The sequence below is a fragment of the Schaalia meyeri genome, from assembly GCF_900105015.1.
GTDB classification, from domain to species: domain Bacteria; phylum Actinomycetota; class Actinomycetes; order Actinomycetales; family Actinomycetaceae; genus Pauljensenia; species Pauljensenia meyeri.
Window position 1 is genome coordinate 68,844 of the sequence record NZ_FNLK01000014.1, and the last position, 17,188, is coordinate 86,031.

The 17,188-nt window shown below is 65.6% G+C and carries 19 protein-coding genes and 1 other RNA gene; 18 read left to right on the plus strand and 2 right to left on the minus strand.

Features of this window, described 5'->3' with window-relative positions:
* Positions 1-58 precede the first annotated feature (58 nt).
* Positions 59-1,486 (minus strand): sugar nucleotide-binding protein, encoded by a 1,428-nt coding sequence (locus BLT68_RS07685; RefSeq protein WP_074633541.1) that lies wholly within the window; start codon positions 1,484-1,486, stop codon positions 59-61.
* A 196-nt stretch (positions 1,487-1,682) separates the two neighbouring features.
* On the opposite strand from BLT68_RS07685, the gene rfbA reads away from it, so the two are divergent.
* Genes rfbA through BLT68_RS07700 form a run of 3 tightly spaced genes read left to right on the plus strand, consistent with a single transcriptional unit; the run spans position 1,683 to position 3,712 of the window.
* A complete protein-coding gene (gene rfbA, locus BLT68_RS07690) occupies positions 1,683-2,555 on the plus strand; it encodes a glucose-1-phosphate thymidylyltransferase RfbA (protein ID WP_050695723.1) in 873 nt (290 codons plus the stop codon).
* Positions 2,556-3,311: a glycosyltransferase family 2 protein gene (locus BLT68_RS07695; protein ID WP_070778883.1), complete on the plus strand. Its 756-nt coding sequence runs from the start codon at positions 2,556-2,558 to the stop codon at positions 3,309-3,311.
* Positions 3,308-3,712 (plus strand): DUF2304 domain-containing protein, encoded by a 405-nt coding sequence (locus tag BLT68_RS07700; RefSeq protein WP_050694464.1) that lies wholly within the window; start codon positions 3,308-3,310, stop codon positions 3,710-3,712. The genes BLT68_RS07695 and BLT68_RS07700 overlap by 4 nt, the downstream gene beginning before the upstream one ends.
* Positions 3,713-3,842: 130 nt before the next feature.
* Here the strand turns inward: BLT68_RS07700 and BLT68_RS07705 are convergent, their stop codons facing one another.
* Entirely contained in the window at positions 3,843-5,015 is a 1,173-nt protein-coding gene (locus BLT68_RS07705) for a phosphotransferase (protein ID WP_070778881.1), read from the minus strand.
* Between the two features lie 143 nt (positions 5,016-5,158).
* Between BLT68_RS07705 and BLT68_RS07710 the strand changes: the two genes are divergently transcribed.
* The 15 genes from BLT68_RS07710 to BLT68_RS07775 all read left to right on the plus strand — a co-directional run bounded on the left by BLT68_RS07710 (position 5,159) and on the right by BLT68_RS07775 (position 16,912).
* A complete protein-coding gene (locus BLT68_RS07710; protein WP_074633542.1) occupies positions 5,159-6,373 on the plus strand; it encodes a TadA family conjugal transfer-associated ATPase in 1,215 nt (404 codons plus the stop codon).
* The gene (locus tag BLT68_RS07715; RefSeq protein WP_408641279.1) at positions 6,370-7,236 is read left to right on the plus strand and encodes a type II secretion system F family protein; all 867 of its coding nucleotides are present in this window, start codon (positions 6,370-6,372) and stop codon (positions 7,234-7,236) included. The genes BLT68_RS07710 and BLT68_RS07715 overlap by 4 nt, the downstream gene beginning before the upstream one ends.
* The gene (locus tag BLT68_RS07720; RefSeq protein ID WP_074633544.1) at positions 7,233-8,129 is read left to right on the plus strand and encodes a type II secretion system F family protein; all 897 of its coding nucleotides are present in this window, start codon (positions 7,233-7,235) and stop codon (positions 8,127-8,129) included. The genes BLT68_RS07715 and BLT68_RS07720 overlap by 4 nt, the downstream gene beginning before the upstream one ends.
* A 15-nt stretch (positions 8,130-8,144) precedes the next feature.
* Positions 8,145-8,318 (plus strand): hypothetical protein, encoded by a 174-nt coding sequence (locus tag BLT68_RS09255; RefSeq protein ID WP_165603249.1) that lies wholly within the window; start codon positions 8,145-8,147, stop codon positions 8,316-8,318.
* A 25-nt stretch (positions 8,319-8,343) separates the two neighbouring features.
* Positions 8,344-8,691 (plus strand): ABC transporter, encoded by a 348-nt coding sequence (locus BLT68_RS07725; protein ID WP_198482613.1) that lies wholly within the window; start codon positions 8,344-8,346, stop codon positions 8,689-8,691.
* Positions 8,688-9,086 (plus strand): hypothetical protein, encoded by a 399-nt coding sequence (locus BLT68_RS07730; protein ID WP_050694469.1) that lies wholly within the window; start codon positions 8,688-8,690, stop codon positions 9,084-9,086. The genes BLT68_RS07725 and BLT68_RS07730 overlap by 4 nt, the downstream gene beginning before the upstream one ends.
* Positions 9,079-9,516: a hypothetical protein gene (locus BLT68_RS07735; protein ID WP_074633547.1), complete on the plus strand. Its 438-nt coding sequence runs from the start codon at positions 9,079-9,081 to the stop codon at positions 9,514-9,516. Before BLT68_RS07730 ends, BLT68_RS07735 begins: the two co-directional genes overlap by 8 nt.
* A gap of 73 nt (positions 9,517-9,589) precedes the next feature.
* Entirely contained in the window at positions 9,590-10,951 is a 1,362-nt protein-coding gene (gene gdhA / locus BLT68_RS07740; RefSeq protein ID WP_074633549.1) for an NADP-specific glutamate dehydrogenase, read from the plus strand.
* A 132-nt stretch (positions 10,952-11,083) separates the two neighbouring features.
* Positions 11,084-12,205, plus strand: coding sequence for a peptide chain release factor 2 (gene prfB / locus BLT68_RS07745; RefSeq protein WP_074633550.1), 1,122 nt, complete (start codon positions 11,084-11,086; stop codon positions 12,203-12,205).
* A 116-nt stretch (positions 12,206-12,321) separates the two neighbouring features.
* Positions 12,322-13,011 (plus strand): cell division ATP-binding protein FtsE, encoded by a 690-nt coding sequence (ftsE, locus tag BLT68_RS07750; RefSeq protein ID WP_050694473.1) that lies wholly within the window; start codon positions 12,322-12,324, stop codon positions 13,009-13,011.
* Between the two features lie 5 nt (positions 13,012-13,016).
* Complete coding sequence (gene ftsX / locus BLT68_RS07755; protein ID WP_050694474.1) at positions 13,017-13,931, plus strand: permease-like cell division protein FtsX; 915 nt, start codon at positions 13,017-13,019, stop codon at positions 13,929-13,931.
* Positions 13,932-13,936: 5 nt separating this feature from the next.
* Positions 13,937-15,211: a peptidoglycan DD-metalloendopeptidase family protein gene (locus BLT68_RS07760; protein ID WP_074633552.1), complete on the plus strand. Its 1,275-nt coding sequence runs from the start codon at positions 13,937-13,939 to the stop codon at positions 15,209-15,211.
* An 88-nt stretch (positions 15,212-15,299) separates the two neighbouring features.
* On the plus strand, positions 15,300-15,827 hold the full coding sequence (smpB, locus tag BLT68_RS07765) for an SsrA-binding protein SmpB (protein ID WP_050694476.1): 528 nt from the start codon (positions 15,300-15,302) through the stop codon (positions 15,825-15,827).
* Between the two features lie 172 nt (positions 15,828-15,999).
* Positions 16,000-16,378, plus strand: a transfer-messenger RNA (tmRNA) gene (gene ssrA / locus BLT68_RS07770).
* Positions 16,379-16,555: 177 nt separating this feature from the next.
* Positions 16,556-16,912: a hypothetical protein gene (locus BLT68_RS07775; protein WP_050694477.1), complete on the plus strand. Its 357-nt coding sequence runs from the start codon at positions 16,556-16,558 to the stop codon at positions 16,910-16,912.
* The last annotated feature ends 276 nt before the right edge of the window (positions 16,913-17,188 follow it).

The window sequence follows — 17,188 nt, forward strand, 5'->3', positions numbered from 1 at the left end:
TTGTGCGGTCGGCCTCGGCCTTCTGGGCTTTGAGTGCGAGAGGGCTATGGTCAGGAGCTCAGTCGCGCAGCGAGTTGACGTAATCCTCGATGAGCCGCGAAGAATCGGAGGGGGTGAAGCCGATGGCCTCGATCTTCCTCAGGTCTAAGACGGAGGACAGGGGGCGGGGAGCGGCGTCGCGGCCCGCGAAGTACTCCTTAGTGGTCACGGGCGTCACATCGCCCGAGTCGCGGCCACACAGTTCGAAGACGCGCGCAGCGATTTGCGCCCAGCTCATCACCGGGCCCTCACCCGACAGGTTGTACGTACCGAAGGGCGCGTCGTGCGTAAGCAGATGAATGATGCCCGCCGCAAGATCCGACGTGAACGTGAGGCGCCCCACCTGATCCGACACTACCGACGGAGACACCCCCTGATCCGCCAGGGACGCCATGGTCTTGATGAAGTTCTTGCCGTCGCCCACGACCCAGGACGTGCGCACGATGTAGTGCTTCGGGGTCGACGCGACGGCCGCATCGCCGCCGGCCTTCGACTGGCCGTAGGCACCCAGGGGAGAGGGAGCCTCGTCCTCGACGTGCACCTTTTCGGTCCCATCGAAAACGTACTCCGTGGAAATATGCACCATCGTCACTCCGTGCGCGGTCGCCTCGCGTGCCAAGATCGCAGGCCCGGTCGAGTTGGCCTGCCATGTCGCGCGACGCCCCTCAAGCCTCTCCGCTCCGTCCACGTTCGTCCACGCCGCGGCGTTAATGACCACGTCGATGTCCTCCCACGGCAGGGCGGCGACCTGCTCGGCGTCCGAAATGGACACCTCGGGCAAATCCACGCCCACCGCCATAAAACCGGCGTCCGGCAGTGCGCGCATCAGCTCGCGGCCCAGTTGGCCGTTCGCGCCCGTCACCAGCGCGCGGCGACCCGCAGGAGCTGGGGCGGGGAAGGGCGTCACGTCAGCGAGGCGAGGGTGGGCCTTATCCTTGTCCGACAGGATCGCCCGCTCCAGCGGAATCGGCCAATCCACGGCCACGGTCTCGTCCGCCACGTTCAAGAAAGTGTAGAGCGCGTCCGGCGACCAGTGATCATTGACCAGGTACGTGTAGGCCGTGTTCGGCTCTAGCGTCTGATACGCGTTACCCACGCCCTTGGGGACGAACACCGCGACGCCCGGATCGATGACGGTCGTGTAGACGGTGCCGAACGAGGGGCCCTCGCGCAGATCCACCCACGCGCCGAAGACGCGGCCCGTCGCAACCGACACGAACTTATCCCACGGCTCCGCGTGAATGCCGCGCGTCACCCCGGCCTCGTCGTTGAAGGAAATGTTGTTTTGCACGGGGTGGAAGTCCGGCAGGCCCAGCGCGACCATTTTTTCGCGCTGCCAATTCTCCTTAAACCAGCCTCGATTATCGCCGTGAACACTCAGATCGATGCGCAAAAAGCCGGGGATCGGCGTGGTCGTGATCCCCAGGGGCTTAGCGGTGGGCGCCATGGTTCTTCCTTTACGTGCGGTGTTCTCGCGCGAACGCGACATTCCCTATAAATGTTAGCCGATCTGTACACCAGCGGCGGCGCGCTTCGTCCCATCCGCGCACGGGAGCATCAAGTTGTGGAAAAATACCGTGGTGTAGGGATAATTGTCAGCGATGCGCGACCCGCACGAGGTCGCGCCGGGAAGCGGAGGCATCATGAAAGGCATCATCCTGGCGGGCGGGTCAGGCACCCGACTCAACCCGATCACCCTGGGGACATCGAAGCAGCTGGTCCCCGTCTACGACAAGCCGATGATTTACTACCCCCTGTCGACCCTCATGCTGGCCGGCATTTCCGAGGTACTCGTCATCACTACGCCGCACGACGCGCCCTCCTTCCATCGCCTGCTCGGCGACGGAAGCCAACTGGGCGTCAGCATCTCCTACGCCGTCCAGCACGAGCCCAACGGCCTGGCCCAGGCCTTCGTGCTCGGCGCCGACCACGTCGGCAACGATGGCGCGGCCCTGGTCCTGGGCGACAACATTTTCTATGGCCCCGGCATGGGCACCCAGCTGCGTCGCCACGTCGACCCCGACGGCGGCGCCGTCTTCGCCTACCACGTCTCCAACCCGCGCGAGTACGGCGTCGTCGAGTTCGACGAGGAGTTCAACGCGCTGTCGATTGAGGAAAAGCCGGAGCATCCCAAGTCGAACTACGCCGTGCCCGGCCTGTATTTCTACGACAACGACGTGGTGGATATCGCCCGCAACCTCAGGCCCAGCGCGCGCGGTGAATACGAGATCACCGACGTGAATCGTGCCTACCTGGAGGCGGGCAAGCTCAAGGTCGAGGTCCTACCGCGAGGCACCGCCTGGCTGGACACCGGCACTTTCGATTCCTTGGCCGACGCCACCTCCTTTGTGCGCACGGTCGAGGCTCGCCAGGGCATGAAGATCGGCGCCCCCGAAGAGGTCGCGTGGCGCATGGGTTTCATCGACGACGAGGGCCTGCGCCAGCGAGCGGAGCCCCTGGTTAAGTCCGGTTACGGATCCTATCTGCTCGAGCTCCTTGAGCGAGAGGGCCGCTGAGTGAGGCGTCCCAGCAATGATTCGCGCCTGCTGATCGTCATCCCCGCGTGGAACGAGGAGGCGGTACTCGGAGACGTCCTCGAAGTGGTCAAGGTCGAGAAGCCTTCCTTCGCGGACATCCTCGTGGTATCCGACGGGTCAACGGACGCGACCGCCTCCATTGCGCGCGCCGCTAGCGTGGCCGTCCTCGACCTGCCGCTCAACCTGGGGGTCGGCGGCGCCATGCGTGCCGGTTTCCAGTACGCGCGGCGCGAGGGCTACGAGTATGCGTGTCAGCTCGACGCGGACGGACAGCACGATCCGAGGGAAATTGAGACCCTCATCAAGGTGGCGTCGCGCGAGCACGCGGATGTTGTCATCGGTTCGCGCTTCGCGGGAAAGGGCAACTATGAGGCGCGCGGGCCGCGCAAGTGGGCGATGAACCTGTTTTCGTTCATCCTCTCGCGCGTGTGTCACACGCGCCTGACCGACACCACCAGCGGTTTCAAGCTCTACGGCCCCAGGGCTTTGTCCCTCTTTGCGTGCAACTATCCGGCGGAGTACCTGGGCGACACGATCGGCGCGCTCGTCATCGCGGCGCGCTCGCGCCTGGTCGTTCGCGAAGTCGGCGTGCAGATGCATCCGCGCGCGGGCGGAGAGCCCTCTCACAACCCGATCAAGTCGGCGCTCTTCCTGGTGCGGGCGACCCTCGCCCTCGCGGTGTCCCTGTCGCGCCCCGGCGAGCAGATCGTTTCGGATACGGAGGTGGGAGCATGAGTCCCTCCTACGTGCTCGGGCTGGTTTTCGCGCTGGTCATCCTGGTGACGGTGTTCGTGAAGATGCGCAATTCGGGTCTCAAGGAGCGCTACGGCCTGTGGTGGTACGTCATCGCGTTCTTCACGCTGATACTGTCTGTCTTTCCCAGCATCTTGCGGTGGACGGCACTGCGCACGGGGGTCGTCGTCCCGTTGAACCTCGGCTTCTTCGTCGCCGGCGTCGTCCTCCTGCTTTTGTCCCTGCGCTTCTCCGTCGACCTGTCGCGCTCGGATGAGGATCGTCGGCGCCTGACCGAAGAGGCCGCGATCCTGCGCCTCCAAGTCGAGGAGTTGCAGCGGCGCGTCGATTCTCTTGAAGCGCGTGGCCACGCAGCACAGCAGGGGGACACCGACACCCGCTGAGGGACAAGGCGCATTCCGGCCGCGCCCGCTCCACGCACGGGGCCACGGCTCGTCGGGCATTGAAGCCGACGGACACCGGATCCGTGCGGAGGCCCCGCGGGCCGAATCGCGGCGTGCCGCCCTGCGTGAGCTACTGGATGAGCGTTCCGTCCGGCCCGAGCCGCAGGCGTTCGGTCGGTGCGGCCGGGTCTGCCTCGCCTCGGGCCAGCTTGCGGGACAGGGCCGACGCGGGGTGCGATACGGGGGGAGGCGTGTCGCTGACCTGCTTAGCCCCGTGAGGCGTGAGCCGAGCGGCGTCATCTGTACGCACGGGCGCGCTGCGGGAGGAGGCCTCGTTGGCGGCGGCGCGAGACCCCATGGATGAGGCGTGGGAGGGAAGCAGGGGCTCCCCGTCCAAGTCTGCGGCAAGGTCGGCGATCATGGAGTGAGCCTCGTCGATGATGGAGGAGTCTTCGGCGTGAATCCCGTGGACCAGCCAGCGGACCAGCGCGATTTCGCTCATGAGCTGGGCGCGCGTGAAGATGTGCAGGTCGGTGGCGCGGCGCTCGTGCCCGTAGGCCTCGCGAAAACGTTCGAGGAACCGGTCGGACGCGGTGGCCTGGATCCAGGAGAGGTCCAGGGCGGGGTCGCCCACGTGCGCGCTGGTCCACCCGCCAATCGCCAGGACGGAGCCGCGCCGCACGGACAAACAGCGCTCCTGGACGTCGCCGTGGATGGGCGCGGAGGGGAAACGCCACAGGGATACGTCTTCGAGGGCCGCTTCCCACCGGCTCCACACGGAGACGGGGATGGTGACTTCGCGGGCGGCTTCGTCGAGGAGGGCCAGGGTGCGGTCGCGACACTCAATGGCTGTGTACGTGGGCAACCCGATCGAGGAAAACACGGTTTCGGGGAGGTTGTGTAGGGCCGCGAGGGCACGCCCGAGTGAGGCGGGCAGGAGCGGGTCGGTGTCAAGGTCCGCGGGGGTCGGTTCGCGGCCACCCGGGTCCCGGTGAACATAGACGAAACCGCCCCCGGGGAGCCGGGCCTGTCCGGCCAGCCGGGGCACGTCGAAGGGAATGTAATCGTGGTCGTACGCCGCGCCGAGGCGTTCGAGAATGCCCGAAGTGATCTCCAGTGCGGGCCCTGAGACCTCCTCGTGGGGGCAGGTGACGATCCAGCGGTTTCCGGCGGCGTCCTCGATGCCGGTCACGGAGGAGAGCTCGTCGCTGTAGGAGGGTGGGCGCAGCGCGGTGACGCGCATGCCGGGCATGGCGGAGGTGGCCAGTGCGGCCAGTTCGAGGGGGCTCTTCGCGGTGCTCATTTCTTTAACGTATCGCGGGATGGTCGCGGGCGTGGGGCCCCGCGCGGGCGTCGGTCCGATTGCGTGTTTGTCGGGTTTGCTACTTGCCGAAAAGCCTGTTACTTTCAACACAGCGGATTGGTCTGCAGCGAGGAGGCGCAGCGATGGAAGCCGTGACGCGCGCGTTGGCCGCGCAGGTTCGTGAGGGATTGGCCATGGGTGGCATCGACGCCACGCGCAACCCCAGGTCCGTGCGCGCCCTGATCGAGCGCGCCATCGACCAGCACGCCTCCGACTTGCTTCCCTCCGCGCGCGAGCGTGTGGAAGCGGACCTGATGGACGACATCTGCGGCCTCGGACCCTTGCAGGTCCTCATGGACGATCCCGGGGTCGAGGAAATCTGGATCAATTCCGCCTCGCGCGTGTTCGTGGCGCGCTCGGGGATCGCGGAGCTAACCAGCCTGATATTAACGGACGAGGACGTTCGCGCCCTGGTGGAACGGATGTTGCATCATTCGGGTCGCAGGCTTGACCTGTCCAGCCCGTTTGTGGACGCGATGCTCGCCGGGGGAGAACGCCTGCACGTGGTGATTCCGCCGGTGACCGGCTCGTCGTGGAGCGTCAACATCCGCAAGCACATCCAGCGGGCGCGTACCCTTGAGGACCTCGTGGCAGCCGACATGATTGCCCCGCCGATGAGGGACTTCTTGGCGGCTGCCGTGTGCTGCGGGCTGTCCGTGCTGGTGTCGGGCGGCACGCAGGCGGGTAAGACGACGCTGCTGCGCGCGCTCGCGGGGGAGCTCCCGCGCTCTCGGCGCGTCATCTCGTGCGAGGAGGTTTTCGAGCTGGGACTGGCGAACTGGGATCACGTCGCCATGCAGACCAGGCCTGCGGGGGCCGAGGGAACGGGCGAAGTGACCCTGCGGGATCTGGTGCGCGAATCCTTGCGCATGAGGCCCGAGTATCTGATCGTCGGAGAGGTGCGCGGGCCCGAGGCGCTGGATCTGCTGGTCGCCCTGAACGCGGGCGTGCCGGGCATGGCGACAGTGCACGCGAACTCGGCGCGCGAAGCCCTGGACAAGCTTTCCATTCTGCCCCTCCTGGCCGGTGAGAACGTGACGACAGGGTTCGTTACGCCCACGCTGGCCTCTTCGATTGACCTCGTGTGTCACGTCGAACGAGGCGCGGGCGGGCACCGCTACCTGAGCGAGATCCTTGCCGTGCCGGGGCGCGTCGAAGGAAACCGGATCGAGACGGCCACGCTGTTCACCTTCGACGGGGAGCGCTGCGAGCGCGCCTCGGGGGGCCTGGATATGCACGAGCGCTTCGAGGCGGCGGGCTTCGATCTGGCTTCCCTGCTGGAATGGGGTGCGTTGTGATTGCCATCGTGTGCGGCCTGGTGTGTGGCCTCGGACTCGTGTTGGCCGCCTCCCCTTGGTTCACGCCCGCCCCCGTGCGCGCGCCCTGGGGGCCGTGGAGGCGCCTGACCGAAGACGTCGGACGCGCGCGGGTCCCCGGGCTGACCGCCGTACGCCTGGTCATCCTCAGCCTGGCCGCCGGGCTGGCGTCCGCCGCGTCGGCGCTCGCGGTGACGGGGGCGTGGCCGGTCGCACTGATCGTCTCGCTCGGCGTGGCGTTCCTGCCGTACGCGTGGGTCGTGTCCCGGGTGGGCGCGCACGCCAAGACCGTGCGCGCCGCCTGGCCCGAGGTCATCGACGCGATGGTGTCGGGAGTGCGAGCGGGCACGTCGCTGCCGCAGGTTCTGTGCGACCTGGCCGATGAGGGGCCCGTGCCCCTTCGCTTCGCCTTCGAGGCGTTTTCGCGTGACTACAGTGCAAACGGGCGTTTCGCCTCGGCGCTGGATCGGATGAAGGAAGAAATAGCGGACCCCGTTGCGGACCGCATCGTTGAGGCCTTGCGCATAGCCCGCTCCGTCGGCGGCGCTGACCTGACCAGACTCCTCCAGGATCTGGCCTTGCTCCTGCGCGAAGACGCGCGAGTGCGCGGCGAGCTGGAAGCCAGGCAATCGTGGACCGTGGGGGCTGCGCGCCTCGGGCTTGCGGCTCCGTGGGTGGTGCTCCTGCTGCTCTCGGGCGGAGGGGGCAGCGCGGCCGTGTGGAACTCTCCGGGAGGAATCGCTGTTTTGTGTAGCGGCGCGGGCATCTGCGTGATCGCCTACCTGACGATGAAGGCGCTCAGCAGGCTCAGCGTGGACCCGAGAAACCTCGGAGGCAAGCGATGAACCCCTGGACCGTTCGAGCGCTCGACACCCTCGTTGCTGTCCTCGCCGCCTCCGGCCTCGTGTGCATCCTGGCGGCATGGCTGTCCCATCGCCCGTCTTTCGTGGCGCGGGTCGCGCAGGGCAGGGTGACCGAGACGCCACCGTCCGTCCTGACGGCGTGGGTTCGTCGCGCCGCTGCCACAACCCTGGAATCGCTGGGGTCGACCAGCGAGTCGGTGGCGCGCAGGCTGACCCTGGCCGGTCTCCCCGCGGAGGTGTCGGTTTTTCGGCTGCGTCAGGCGCTCGCGGGCATCGCCGGATTGATCCTGTCGTGTTTCGCCCTCACGCTGCGACCGGCGTCCTCGTTTCGTTCCTCCATCCTGCCCCTGTGCGCGTGCGCCATTATCGGTTCCCTGCTCGGCGTCACCGCGGCGGACCGTGCCCTGTCGCTGCGGTCGCGCAGCCGACAGAGGGCGATCGAGGCGGCCGTCCCGGATTGCGCGGAGCTGCTGGCGCTCGCGGTCGCGGCGGGTGAGTCGATTCCCGCGGCCATCGAGCGGGTCGCCGGGTGTGCGGGAGGCCCGCTCGGCACCGAGCTGGCCCTCACTGCGGGGCATATCCGTAACGGAACGCCGTCGGTGCGTGCGCTGGCCGAGCTGGTCCAGCGCACGGATTCTCCTGCCCTGACCCGGCTGGGGCGCACGCTGACGACCGCTATCGAGCGGGGGTCGCCCCTGGCTTCCGTTCTGCACGACCAGGCTCGCGATCAGCGTGAGCGCTCCCTTGCCGCGCTCATGGAGGAGGGCGGGCGGCGCGAGATCGCGATGTTGCTCCCGGTCGTGTTTCTGATCCTTCCTGTCACGGTCATGTTCGCGCTCTATCCGGGTCTCATCGCCTTGGATTTCACCCCCTAAAGAAAGGAAGTCAACATGAAGAAGCTGCTGTTGAGGGGTCGTTTGGCACTGAGTGAACGCGGCGACGTACCCGGGTGGGTGCTGATCACGCTCATGACGGCTGCCCTCGTTGTTCTCATCTGGGGCGTGGCCTCGGAGCGCCTGGTGGAGATCTTCAATCGTGCGATGGATTCCATTTCGAGGATCTGATCGGGGCTTCGAGCGCGGCTCGGAGGTGGTGTCTACCGTTCTCGTCCAGGGCCTCGCGGTCGTTGTGATCCTTTTGCTCGCTCAGGTGGCCTTCGCCTCGTACGTACGCACGATGAGCGTGAGTGCCGCGTCGGAGGGCGCACGCCGGGGCGGCCTGCTCGGGGGAAACGAGGAAGAGGCGAGGGCGCGCACGGGGGAGCTCCTCGACTCCCTCGTGGGCGCTGCCAGGGATCGGCAGATCGACGTTGGACGCGAAAGCGAGGGTGGAGTCGACATTCTCGTCGTGACGGTGCGCACGCGCCTGCCGCTCGTGGGCGGCTTGGGCCCCAGGTGGCTGACCGTGAGGGGCCGCAGCCTCGTGGAGGGACCGTGAGCGAGCGCGGGGACGCGACCGTGGAGTTTTTGGGGATGCTGGTTGTGTTGGTGATCCCGCTGCTGTACGTCGTTTTGGCGGTCGGCGCCGTCAGTGCCGGTGCGATGGCGGTGGACGCCGGTGCGCGCGAGGCGGCTCGTATTTTGGCGGAGGACCGAACGCGCGAGGACGATGCGCGGCGTGCTGTTTCCCTGATTGTTGAAGACTTCGGGGTGGATGCCGACGCGGAAGTGTTTGCCGCGTGCGCGGAATGCGACGGCGAGAAGGGGGTGGTCGATGTGCGCGTTTTCGTGCGCGTGCCACTGCCTTTCTTGCCCGAGTGGTTCGGCCGTGTTGGTGTGGGTGTCTCCTCAAGCGCCCGGGCGCCCGTCCGGGAGGTGGTTCCCGGTGGGTGAGGAAGGGCGTGTCGGCCTCCTCGTGGCTGCCGGGTGCGCGTTCGTGTGCCTGCTCATGTGCACGACGATAGTGCTCACGGAGATAGCGATGCAGGACCGGCGGTTGGTGTCGTGCGCCGACGCCTTGGCCGGTGCCGGGGCGGGCGGCGCGTCTGCCTCACCCCTTTATTCGGGCGGGAGAGTGGGGGTTGACGAGACCGTCGCGCGTTCGCGGGTTGACTTAGCGCACGAGGAGTTGTCCGCCTCGATCTGCCGGGTGGGCGACGGGGTTTCCGTCGCGTGGGTGAGCGTGGATAGTTCCGAGGTGGAGGTGGCTGTGCGGGCTCATCCGCGCGTGTCGCTGCTTCCGCCCGTGCTTCGCGGGGCGGTGATTCCCGAGCTGGCGAGGACGTCGAGCGCGCGCGTTCGTGGGGCGTCACAGGCCCCCTAAAGGTGTGCTGTGCGACGGTCACATTGTGGGATGAGGCGAGATCTCACAGTAAACAATCCGTAAACTTCGGGTCATGAGTAGCTTTGATACATCTCGACTTTCTCCTGCACTGTCCTCGGTATTCGAGTCCGTCCAGCGACGCGACCCCTCCCAGCCAGAGTTTCACCAGGCTGTCTACGAGGTCCTCTTAACGATTGCTCCCCTCGTGCAGCGCCACCCCGAGTACGCCGACCTGGCGATCATCGACCGCGTCGTCGAACCCGAGCGCCAGATCCTCTTTAGCGTCCCCTGGGCCGACGATCTCGGTGCCGTCCACGTCAACCGCGGCTATCGTGTCGAGTACAACTCCGCCCTGGGCCCCTACAAGGGTGGCCTGCGCTTCCACCCCTCGGTGAACCTGTCGATCATCAAGTTCCTAGGTTTCGAGCAGATCTTTAAGAATGCACTGACCGGCCTGCCCATGGGCGGCGGCAAAGGGGGCTCGGATTTTGATCCCAAGGGCAAGTCTGACGCCGAGGTGATGCGTTTTTGCCAGTCCTTCATGATCGAGCTGTCCCGCCACATCGGCCCTGACACGGACGTTCCCGCGGGGGACATCGGCGTGGGTGGCCGCGAGATCGGCTACCTGTTCGGCCAATATAAGCGCTTGAAGAACCGTTTCGATGCCGGCGTGCTCACGGGCAAGGGACTGACCTGGGGCGGATCCTTCGTGCGCACCGAGGCCACCGGCTACGGCTTGGTGTACTTCGCCGCCGAGATGCTGGCCACGAAGGGCACGAGCTTCGATGGCAAGCGCGTCGTCGTCTCGGGCTCGGGTAACGTCGCGACCTATGCAACTGAGAAGGCCCAGCAGCTGGGCGCCACGGTCGTGGCCGTCTCCGACTCGTCGGGTTATGTCCTGGACGAGGCCGGAATCGACGTTGCGCTGCTCAAGGACGTCAAGGAGGTGCGCCGCGGGCGCGTGTCCGACTATGCGGCCGAGCGCCCCGGTGCGATCTTCGTCCCCGGTGCCGCGGTCTGGGACGTCCCCTGTGACGTCGCCCTGCCGTGCGCCACCCAGAACGAGCTCCCCCTGTCTGGCGCACAGTCGCTCATCAAGAACGGCGTGCAGCTGGTCGCCGAGGGCGCGAACATGCCCACGACCCCCGAGGCGATCGAGGCGCTGCAGGGGGCGGGCGTGGCCTACGCCCCCGGCAAGGCCTCCAACGCCGGCGGCGTGGCCACCTCCGGCCTGGAGATGCAGCAGAACTCCGGGCGCACCCAGTGGCCTTTTGCCGAAACCGACGCGAAGCTTCACCAGATCATGGTCGGCATTCACGCCCACACCGTCGCCACGGCCGAGGAATACGGCGTGCCCGGCGACTATGTGGCGGGAGCAAACCTGGCCGGTTTCCAAAAGGTGGCCGACGCGATGGTTGCGATGGGCCTCATCTGAGTGCCCTGCCCGTGGGGCAGCGGCGGCCTGCCTCCCCGGGGAACCGTCCTCTGGGTGATGGTGGGGGAGTAAGGGCCGCCACCCGCGCGGCTCACGGCCCTCGTCGGCCCGCTGATCGGTTACCCTGGGTGTGTGGCCATTGAATTTTCTGAAGAGATCCCGTCCCTGCGCACCACGATGGAGAACATCATCGCGGTCGTCCAGCCGGACAAGCTGCGTGAGCAGATCGCCGAGCTGAACGAAAAGGCCGCTGCACCCGACCTGTGGGACGACCCCAGCGCCGCCCAAAAGGTCACCAGCGCCCTGAGCCACTGCCAGAGCGAGCTGGATCGCGTCACGCAGATGAGCGAGCGCATTGACGACCTTGAGGCCATGGTGGAGATGGCCGCCGAGGATCCCGACGAGGGGGTCGACATCCTGGCCGAGGCCGAGGCCGACCTGGCAAGCCTCCGCGAGGACCTGGGCAACCTGGAGATCCGGACGCTCCTGGACGGCGAGTACGATGAGCGCAACGCGGTCATCACGATCCGAAGCGGTGCCGGCGGTGTGGATGCCGCGGACTTTGCGGAAATCCTCCTGCGCATGTACCTGCGTTGGGCGGAACGACACGGGTATGCGACGAAGGTGATGGACACATCGTACGCGGAGGAGGCGGGCTTAAAGTCAGCGACCTTCGAGGTCCAGGCCCCCTACGCCTACGGCACGCTGTCGGTCGAGGCTGGTACGCACCGCCTCGTGCGCATCAGCCCCTTCGATAACCAGGGACGTCGCCAGACGTCGTTTGCGGCCGTTGAGGTCATTCCTCTGATCGAGACCACTGATCACATTGAGATTCCCGAGTCTGAACTGAAAGTGGATGTGTTCCGTTCCTCGGGCCCCGGTGGGCAGTCCGTGAATACGACGGATTCCGCGGTGCGTATGACCCACATTCCCACGGGTATCGTCGTGTCCATGCAGGATGAGAAGTCGCAGATCCAAAACCGCGCGGCCGCCCTGCGGGTCTTGCAGTCGCGCCTGCTCATCCTGCGCCACGAGGAAGAGGAAGCGAAGAAGAAGGAACTCGCCGGCGACGTCAAGGCGTCGTGGGGTGACCAGATGCGGTCCTACGTGCTCCAGCCCTATCAGATGGTCAAGGATCTGCGCACCGAGTTCGAGTCCGGCAACCCGCAGTCCGTGTTTGACGGGGACATTGACGGCTTCATTAACGCAGGCATCCGTTGGCGCAAGAACGAGCAGAACACCGCTGGGGACTGAGTGCGTCCGCTGGCGGGTTGAGTGCCACACCGTGGGTTTTCCGCGTGTCGCACCCGGGGCGTGACATGATTGTTACCTAAGCTATACGGGACTGTTGACCCCGATCGGATGGTCCCATGATTCGTTTTGATGATGTCACCATGGTGTACACGCCAGGTGCCCAGCCCGCGCTGGACCACGTCTCGCTGGAGGTGGAACGCGAGGAGTTTGTGTTCCTCGTTGGCAAGTCGGGTTCCGGCAAGTCCACGTTCCTGCAGCTCGTCATGCGCGAAATGAAGGCGACCAGCGGCAAGGTGTGGGTGCTCGGCAAGGACGTGTCCAAGCTGTCCACGTGGGCGGTCCCGAAGCTGCGCCGCCAGATCGGTACGGTGTTCCAGGACTTCCGCCTGCTGCCCTCCAAGACCGTGTACGAGAACGTGGCCCTGGCGATGCAGGTCATCGGGAAGCCCCGCCACGCGATCGAAACGGCCGTCCCCGACGCCCTGGAACTGGTGGGCCTGTCCGGCAAGGAATCGCGGTTGCCCCACGAGTTGTCCGGCGGCGAGGAACAGCGCGTCGCGATCGCGCGCGCCATGGTGAATCGTCCCGAGCTCCTCCTCGCGGACGAGCCGACGGGCAACCTGGACCCCGAAACTTCTCTGGGCATCATGCGTCTCTTGGATCGAATCAACCGCACGGGGACCACGGTAGTGATGGCCACCCACGACGCCGACATTGTTAACCAGATGCGCAAGCGCGTCATCGAACTCGAGGCCGGCGACGTTGTGCGCGATCAGTTCCGCGGCGTCTACGGGGCCGGGAGGTAGAGGCAGTGAAACTTCGTTTTATTCTCTCCGAGGTCGGCAAGGGCTTGTCGCGTAACCGCGCGATGAGCGTGGCCGTCATTCTCGTGACCTTCGTATCCCTGTTGTTCGTCGGTATCGCCGGACTGACGCAGATGCAGGTGTCCAAGATGAAGTCGGAGTGGTACGACAAGATCGAGGTCACGATCTATATGTGCGCGAGCAACGACGCGGCGGCGAACTGTAACGCGACCGAGGCGACCGACGCGCAGATCGACGCCGTGCGCAAGAAGCTGGCTTCCTCGGAGATGACGCCCTACGTCGCGCACGTGTACGAGGAGACGAAGGAAGAGGCGTACGAGAACTTCCAACGCCTCAACGGCAATAATGCCCTGACCCAGTGGACCACGCCGGACATGCTCCAGTTCGCGTTCCGCATCAAGCTGGTTAACCCGGAGCAGTACTCGGTGGTCAAGGAAGAGTTCTCCGGGACCGCGGGTGTGTCGGAGGTGCGCGATCAGCGCGAGGTCGTTGAGCCTTTGTTCCGCGTGCTCGGCGCGGCGCGCACGGCCGCTCTCGGCTTGGGCGCGATCATGGTTGTCGCGGCGATCCTGCTGATCTCGACGACGATTCGCCTGAGCGCAATGAGCCGCGAACAGGAGACACAGATCATGCGCTACGTGGGCGCGTCGAACCTGTTCATTCAGGCGCCCTTCATGATTGAGGGAGCGCTGGCCGCGCTGGTCGGCGCGGTGTTCGCGATTGGCACCCTGTTCGCGGGAGTGCACGTCGTCGTCCAGGGGTGGATGGCTCCCTCCTTCAGGTGGACGAACTTTATCGGCTTGGGTGAGGTGGCGATTATGACGCCGATCCTGGTCCTGGCCGCGGTGGCGTTGGCGGTTATCGCCTCGGCGTTCTCTCTGGCGAAGTACACGAAGGCGTGATTCGAATGTTCCATTCACTGCTACCTCCCGCACGTCGCGCGCTGCGCGTTAGCGCGATGGCCCTGGCGGTCGCGTCCTTTGTGGCGATGAGCCAGGCCCTGCCCGCCCGCGCGAGTGAGGAGCGCGATGCCGCCGCGAACGCAGCAGCCGAGGCGCAGGCCACGGTGAACGCTCTCCAGTCCCAGCTGGAGGGTATTGATGCGTCCCTGGCTCAGGCTTTCATTGACCTGCAGGCCCTGAACGGGCAGATTCCGGTGGCACAGGCCGCCTACGACGCGGCAACCTCGACCTTCGATGCGAAGGCGCGCGAGCACGCAACGCTGCTCGGCGAGCTGAACGCCGCTCAGGGCGAGCAGGACCGGATTGATCAGTCTTTGACGCGGGCGAACACGCAGGCCACCGACGCGCAGCGTGCGATTGCCGACCTGGTGCGCCGAAAGTACCGCGAGGGCAACGTGGATCCGGTCGCCGTTGCGCTCACCGCCGGTGGGACGCAGTCGATTACGGATCGCGCGGCCGCAGCCGATATGGCGCTGCGCACGGAGAGCCAGACCATGACGGCTGCGCTGGACGTGTCCTCGTCGCGGCGCACGCAGGCCACGCGCCAGAATGCGATCACGGACCGCATCGCGGAGCTGGAGGCAAAGGCCGCGCAGGCGGAAGCGGACGCACAGGCCGCTAAGGACGAGGCAGACGCGAAGCTGTCTGAACTGAACTCCCTGAAGGAGCAGGCTACGGCCAAGCAAGCCGAGTGGGACGCTCAGAAGAGCCAGGTGGAGGCGTCACTGAGCCAGGCGGAAGCTGATTACCAGGCGCGCAGCTCTGAGCTGGCCGCCATTGATGCGGCGAACAGGGCATCCGGCGCGTCCTACGCGTCGTCCTCGGGCTTCCGTAATCCCCTGGACATCCCGATCGTCGTGACCAGCCCGTTCGGCATGCGCTACCACCCGGTCTTGGGCGTCATGAAAGGGCATTCGGGAACGGACATGGCCGCGGGCTGTGGAACGGTCATCCGCGCGGTCGCGTCAGGCTATGTCAATGCCGTGTCCTCGGACGTGTCGGCTGGTAACTACGTGGACGTCAACCACGGTATCGTGGGCGGCAACTCGGTCATCACGGAGTACCTGCACATGCAGGCCCAGTACGTGTCCTCCGGGCAGTACGTGAACGCGGGCGACGCGCTGGGTGAGGTCGGCTCCACGGGGTATGCGACGGGCTGCCACCTGCATTTTGGTGTTCGTCAGAACGGAAGCTACGTTGACCCCATGGGTTACTTGTAATCCGCGTTAGGATTAACCCTCGTAGCGTTGTCGCTGCGGAGGTCTTTCCTTGTAGCTGCGCGAGAGTCGTCGTCGGAGGGAGGCATGCATGCCGAAGGAATGGAAGAAGCCTAAGCCCACGGAGGGGCAGCGTGCGAAGGCCGCATCTGACGCAAAGAAGACGATCGCCCGCAACAAGAAGGCCCGTCACGACTACGCCATCGAGGATACCTGGGAGGCCGGGCTGGCCCTCATGGGAACCGAGGTGAAGGCCCTGCGGATGGGGCGTGCCTCGCTGGTGGACGCGTGGGTGGAGATCAACGGGGGAGAGGCGTGGCTGTACGGCGCGAATATCCCCCTGTATTCGCAGGGGTCGTGGACGAATCACGCCCCGACTCGCAAGCGTAAGCTCCTGCTGCACCGCGCCGAAATTGATCGCATGGCTGACCGCGTGGCCGCGAAGGGGTACACGATCGTACCGCTTGAGCTGTATTTCATCGGTGGGCGCGTGAAGGTCGAGGTGGCCCTGGCCAAGGGCAAACAGGAGTGGGATAAGCGCCAGGCGCTGCGCGAGAAGCAGGACCAGCGTGAGGCTGAGCGCGCGATGCGCCGCTATGTCAAGCAGGCCCGCGGGTAAGAGAAAGAAGGCGATTGCGTGCGGGGTTGCGCGTGCGTTTCCGTGGTCTCCTTCGTGCGGTCGAGGCACTCCCTCCTTCTCCTTCACCCTTGACGGGCGCGACGTGCGGGCATATACTGATGTGTCCGACGGCCTGCGGCTTTGCGGGGCGTCGGGAGTTGAAAACTCAAGAGGGGATGATCGGTTTCGACAGTGGTCGTCGATCGAAGTGAAGCGAGCCGAGGATGTGCGCTCAACTCGTTAACGATGCGTGCAAACCAATAGGTGCCGAACAGAATCGCACCGACTACGTTCTCGCTGCCTGATATCGCAGCCTGAACCTTTAGTCCGTCAGCCCGGGAGCTGCTTCCGGCCCGGTGTCTGGCGTCGTCTAGGGAGCCACTGGGTGCCGCCCATGTTGGTGGGGCGGCTCCGACACTTAATCAACTGAGCCTATCCGGCAGTGAGTCTACGCGGATGCCGGGGGCCGAGAAATAAAACCGTAGACTGCGCTCGGAGAAGAATTCGGGGCCGGCTATTGGACGGGGGTTCGATTCCCCCCATCTCCACCCTACACCCCGGAATCTCGTTGAGATTCCGGGGTTTTCATTGTCATTTAGCAGGTTTTACCCCCTCGTGCGCACAGCGCGCACGTATCAGGAAATATCAGGATGTACCACCCTGAGTGGCGCAGGTGTGGCGCAGACAGTGGAAAAAGATGCTGCGCCACTCGACGTGGAGGAGTGCTCATGAACACCCGCCGATCGTTCGGCTCAATCCGCAAAAACCGCGCAGGCAGGTATGAGGCCCGCTACACCGGACCCGACGGCGGCAAATACACTGCCGGCGACAGCTTCACCCGTAAGGGCGACGCCAGCTCCTTCCTGGCCCGCGTCGAGGCTGAGATCAGCACCGGACGCTGGATCAGCCCCAAGTATGCCCGCGAGCGCGCCGAGGCGCGAATGCTCTCGCTCGACGCTGTGCTGTGGCCGTCCGCTGATCAGGTTTTCGAAGATAATTCCAACCAGACCGATCAGGGCGCCGACGACGACATTATCGAGTTGGACCCACGGCACCGCCGCGCTCACCTTCACTCACTTTCGTAGCTAACGCGTTAGCGGCGACACATATGAAAGGGTCGACACCATCAAGGAAACGGTGACGGAACTGGACTTGGGGGTGCTCGTCTAGGTTGACTGCCAAGCGACAGACACGTGACCTGAACAGGCAAAGACATCCAGGGTCTCAGCCAGCTCATCCACGCGGCGAGTGAATATCCCCGCCGGGTGGTAAGTCAGCCATCACCGTGATCATGGCCGCCTCGGAGCAATCACGGCGCTGGCCAAACCTCTGAGGGAAGTAGCAGCCAGAGTACAGCTTGG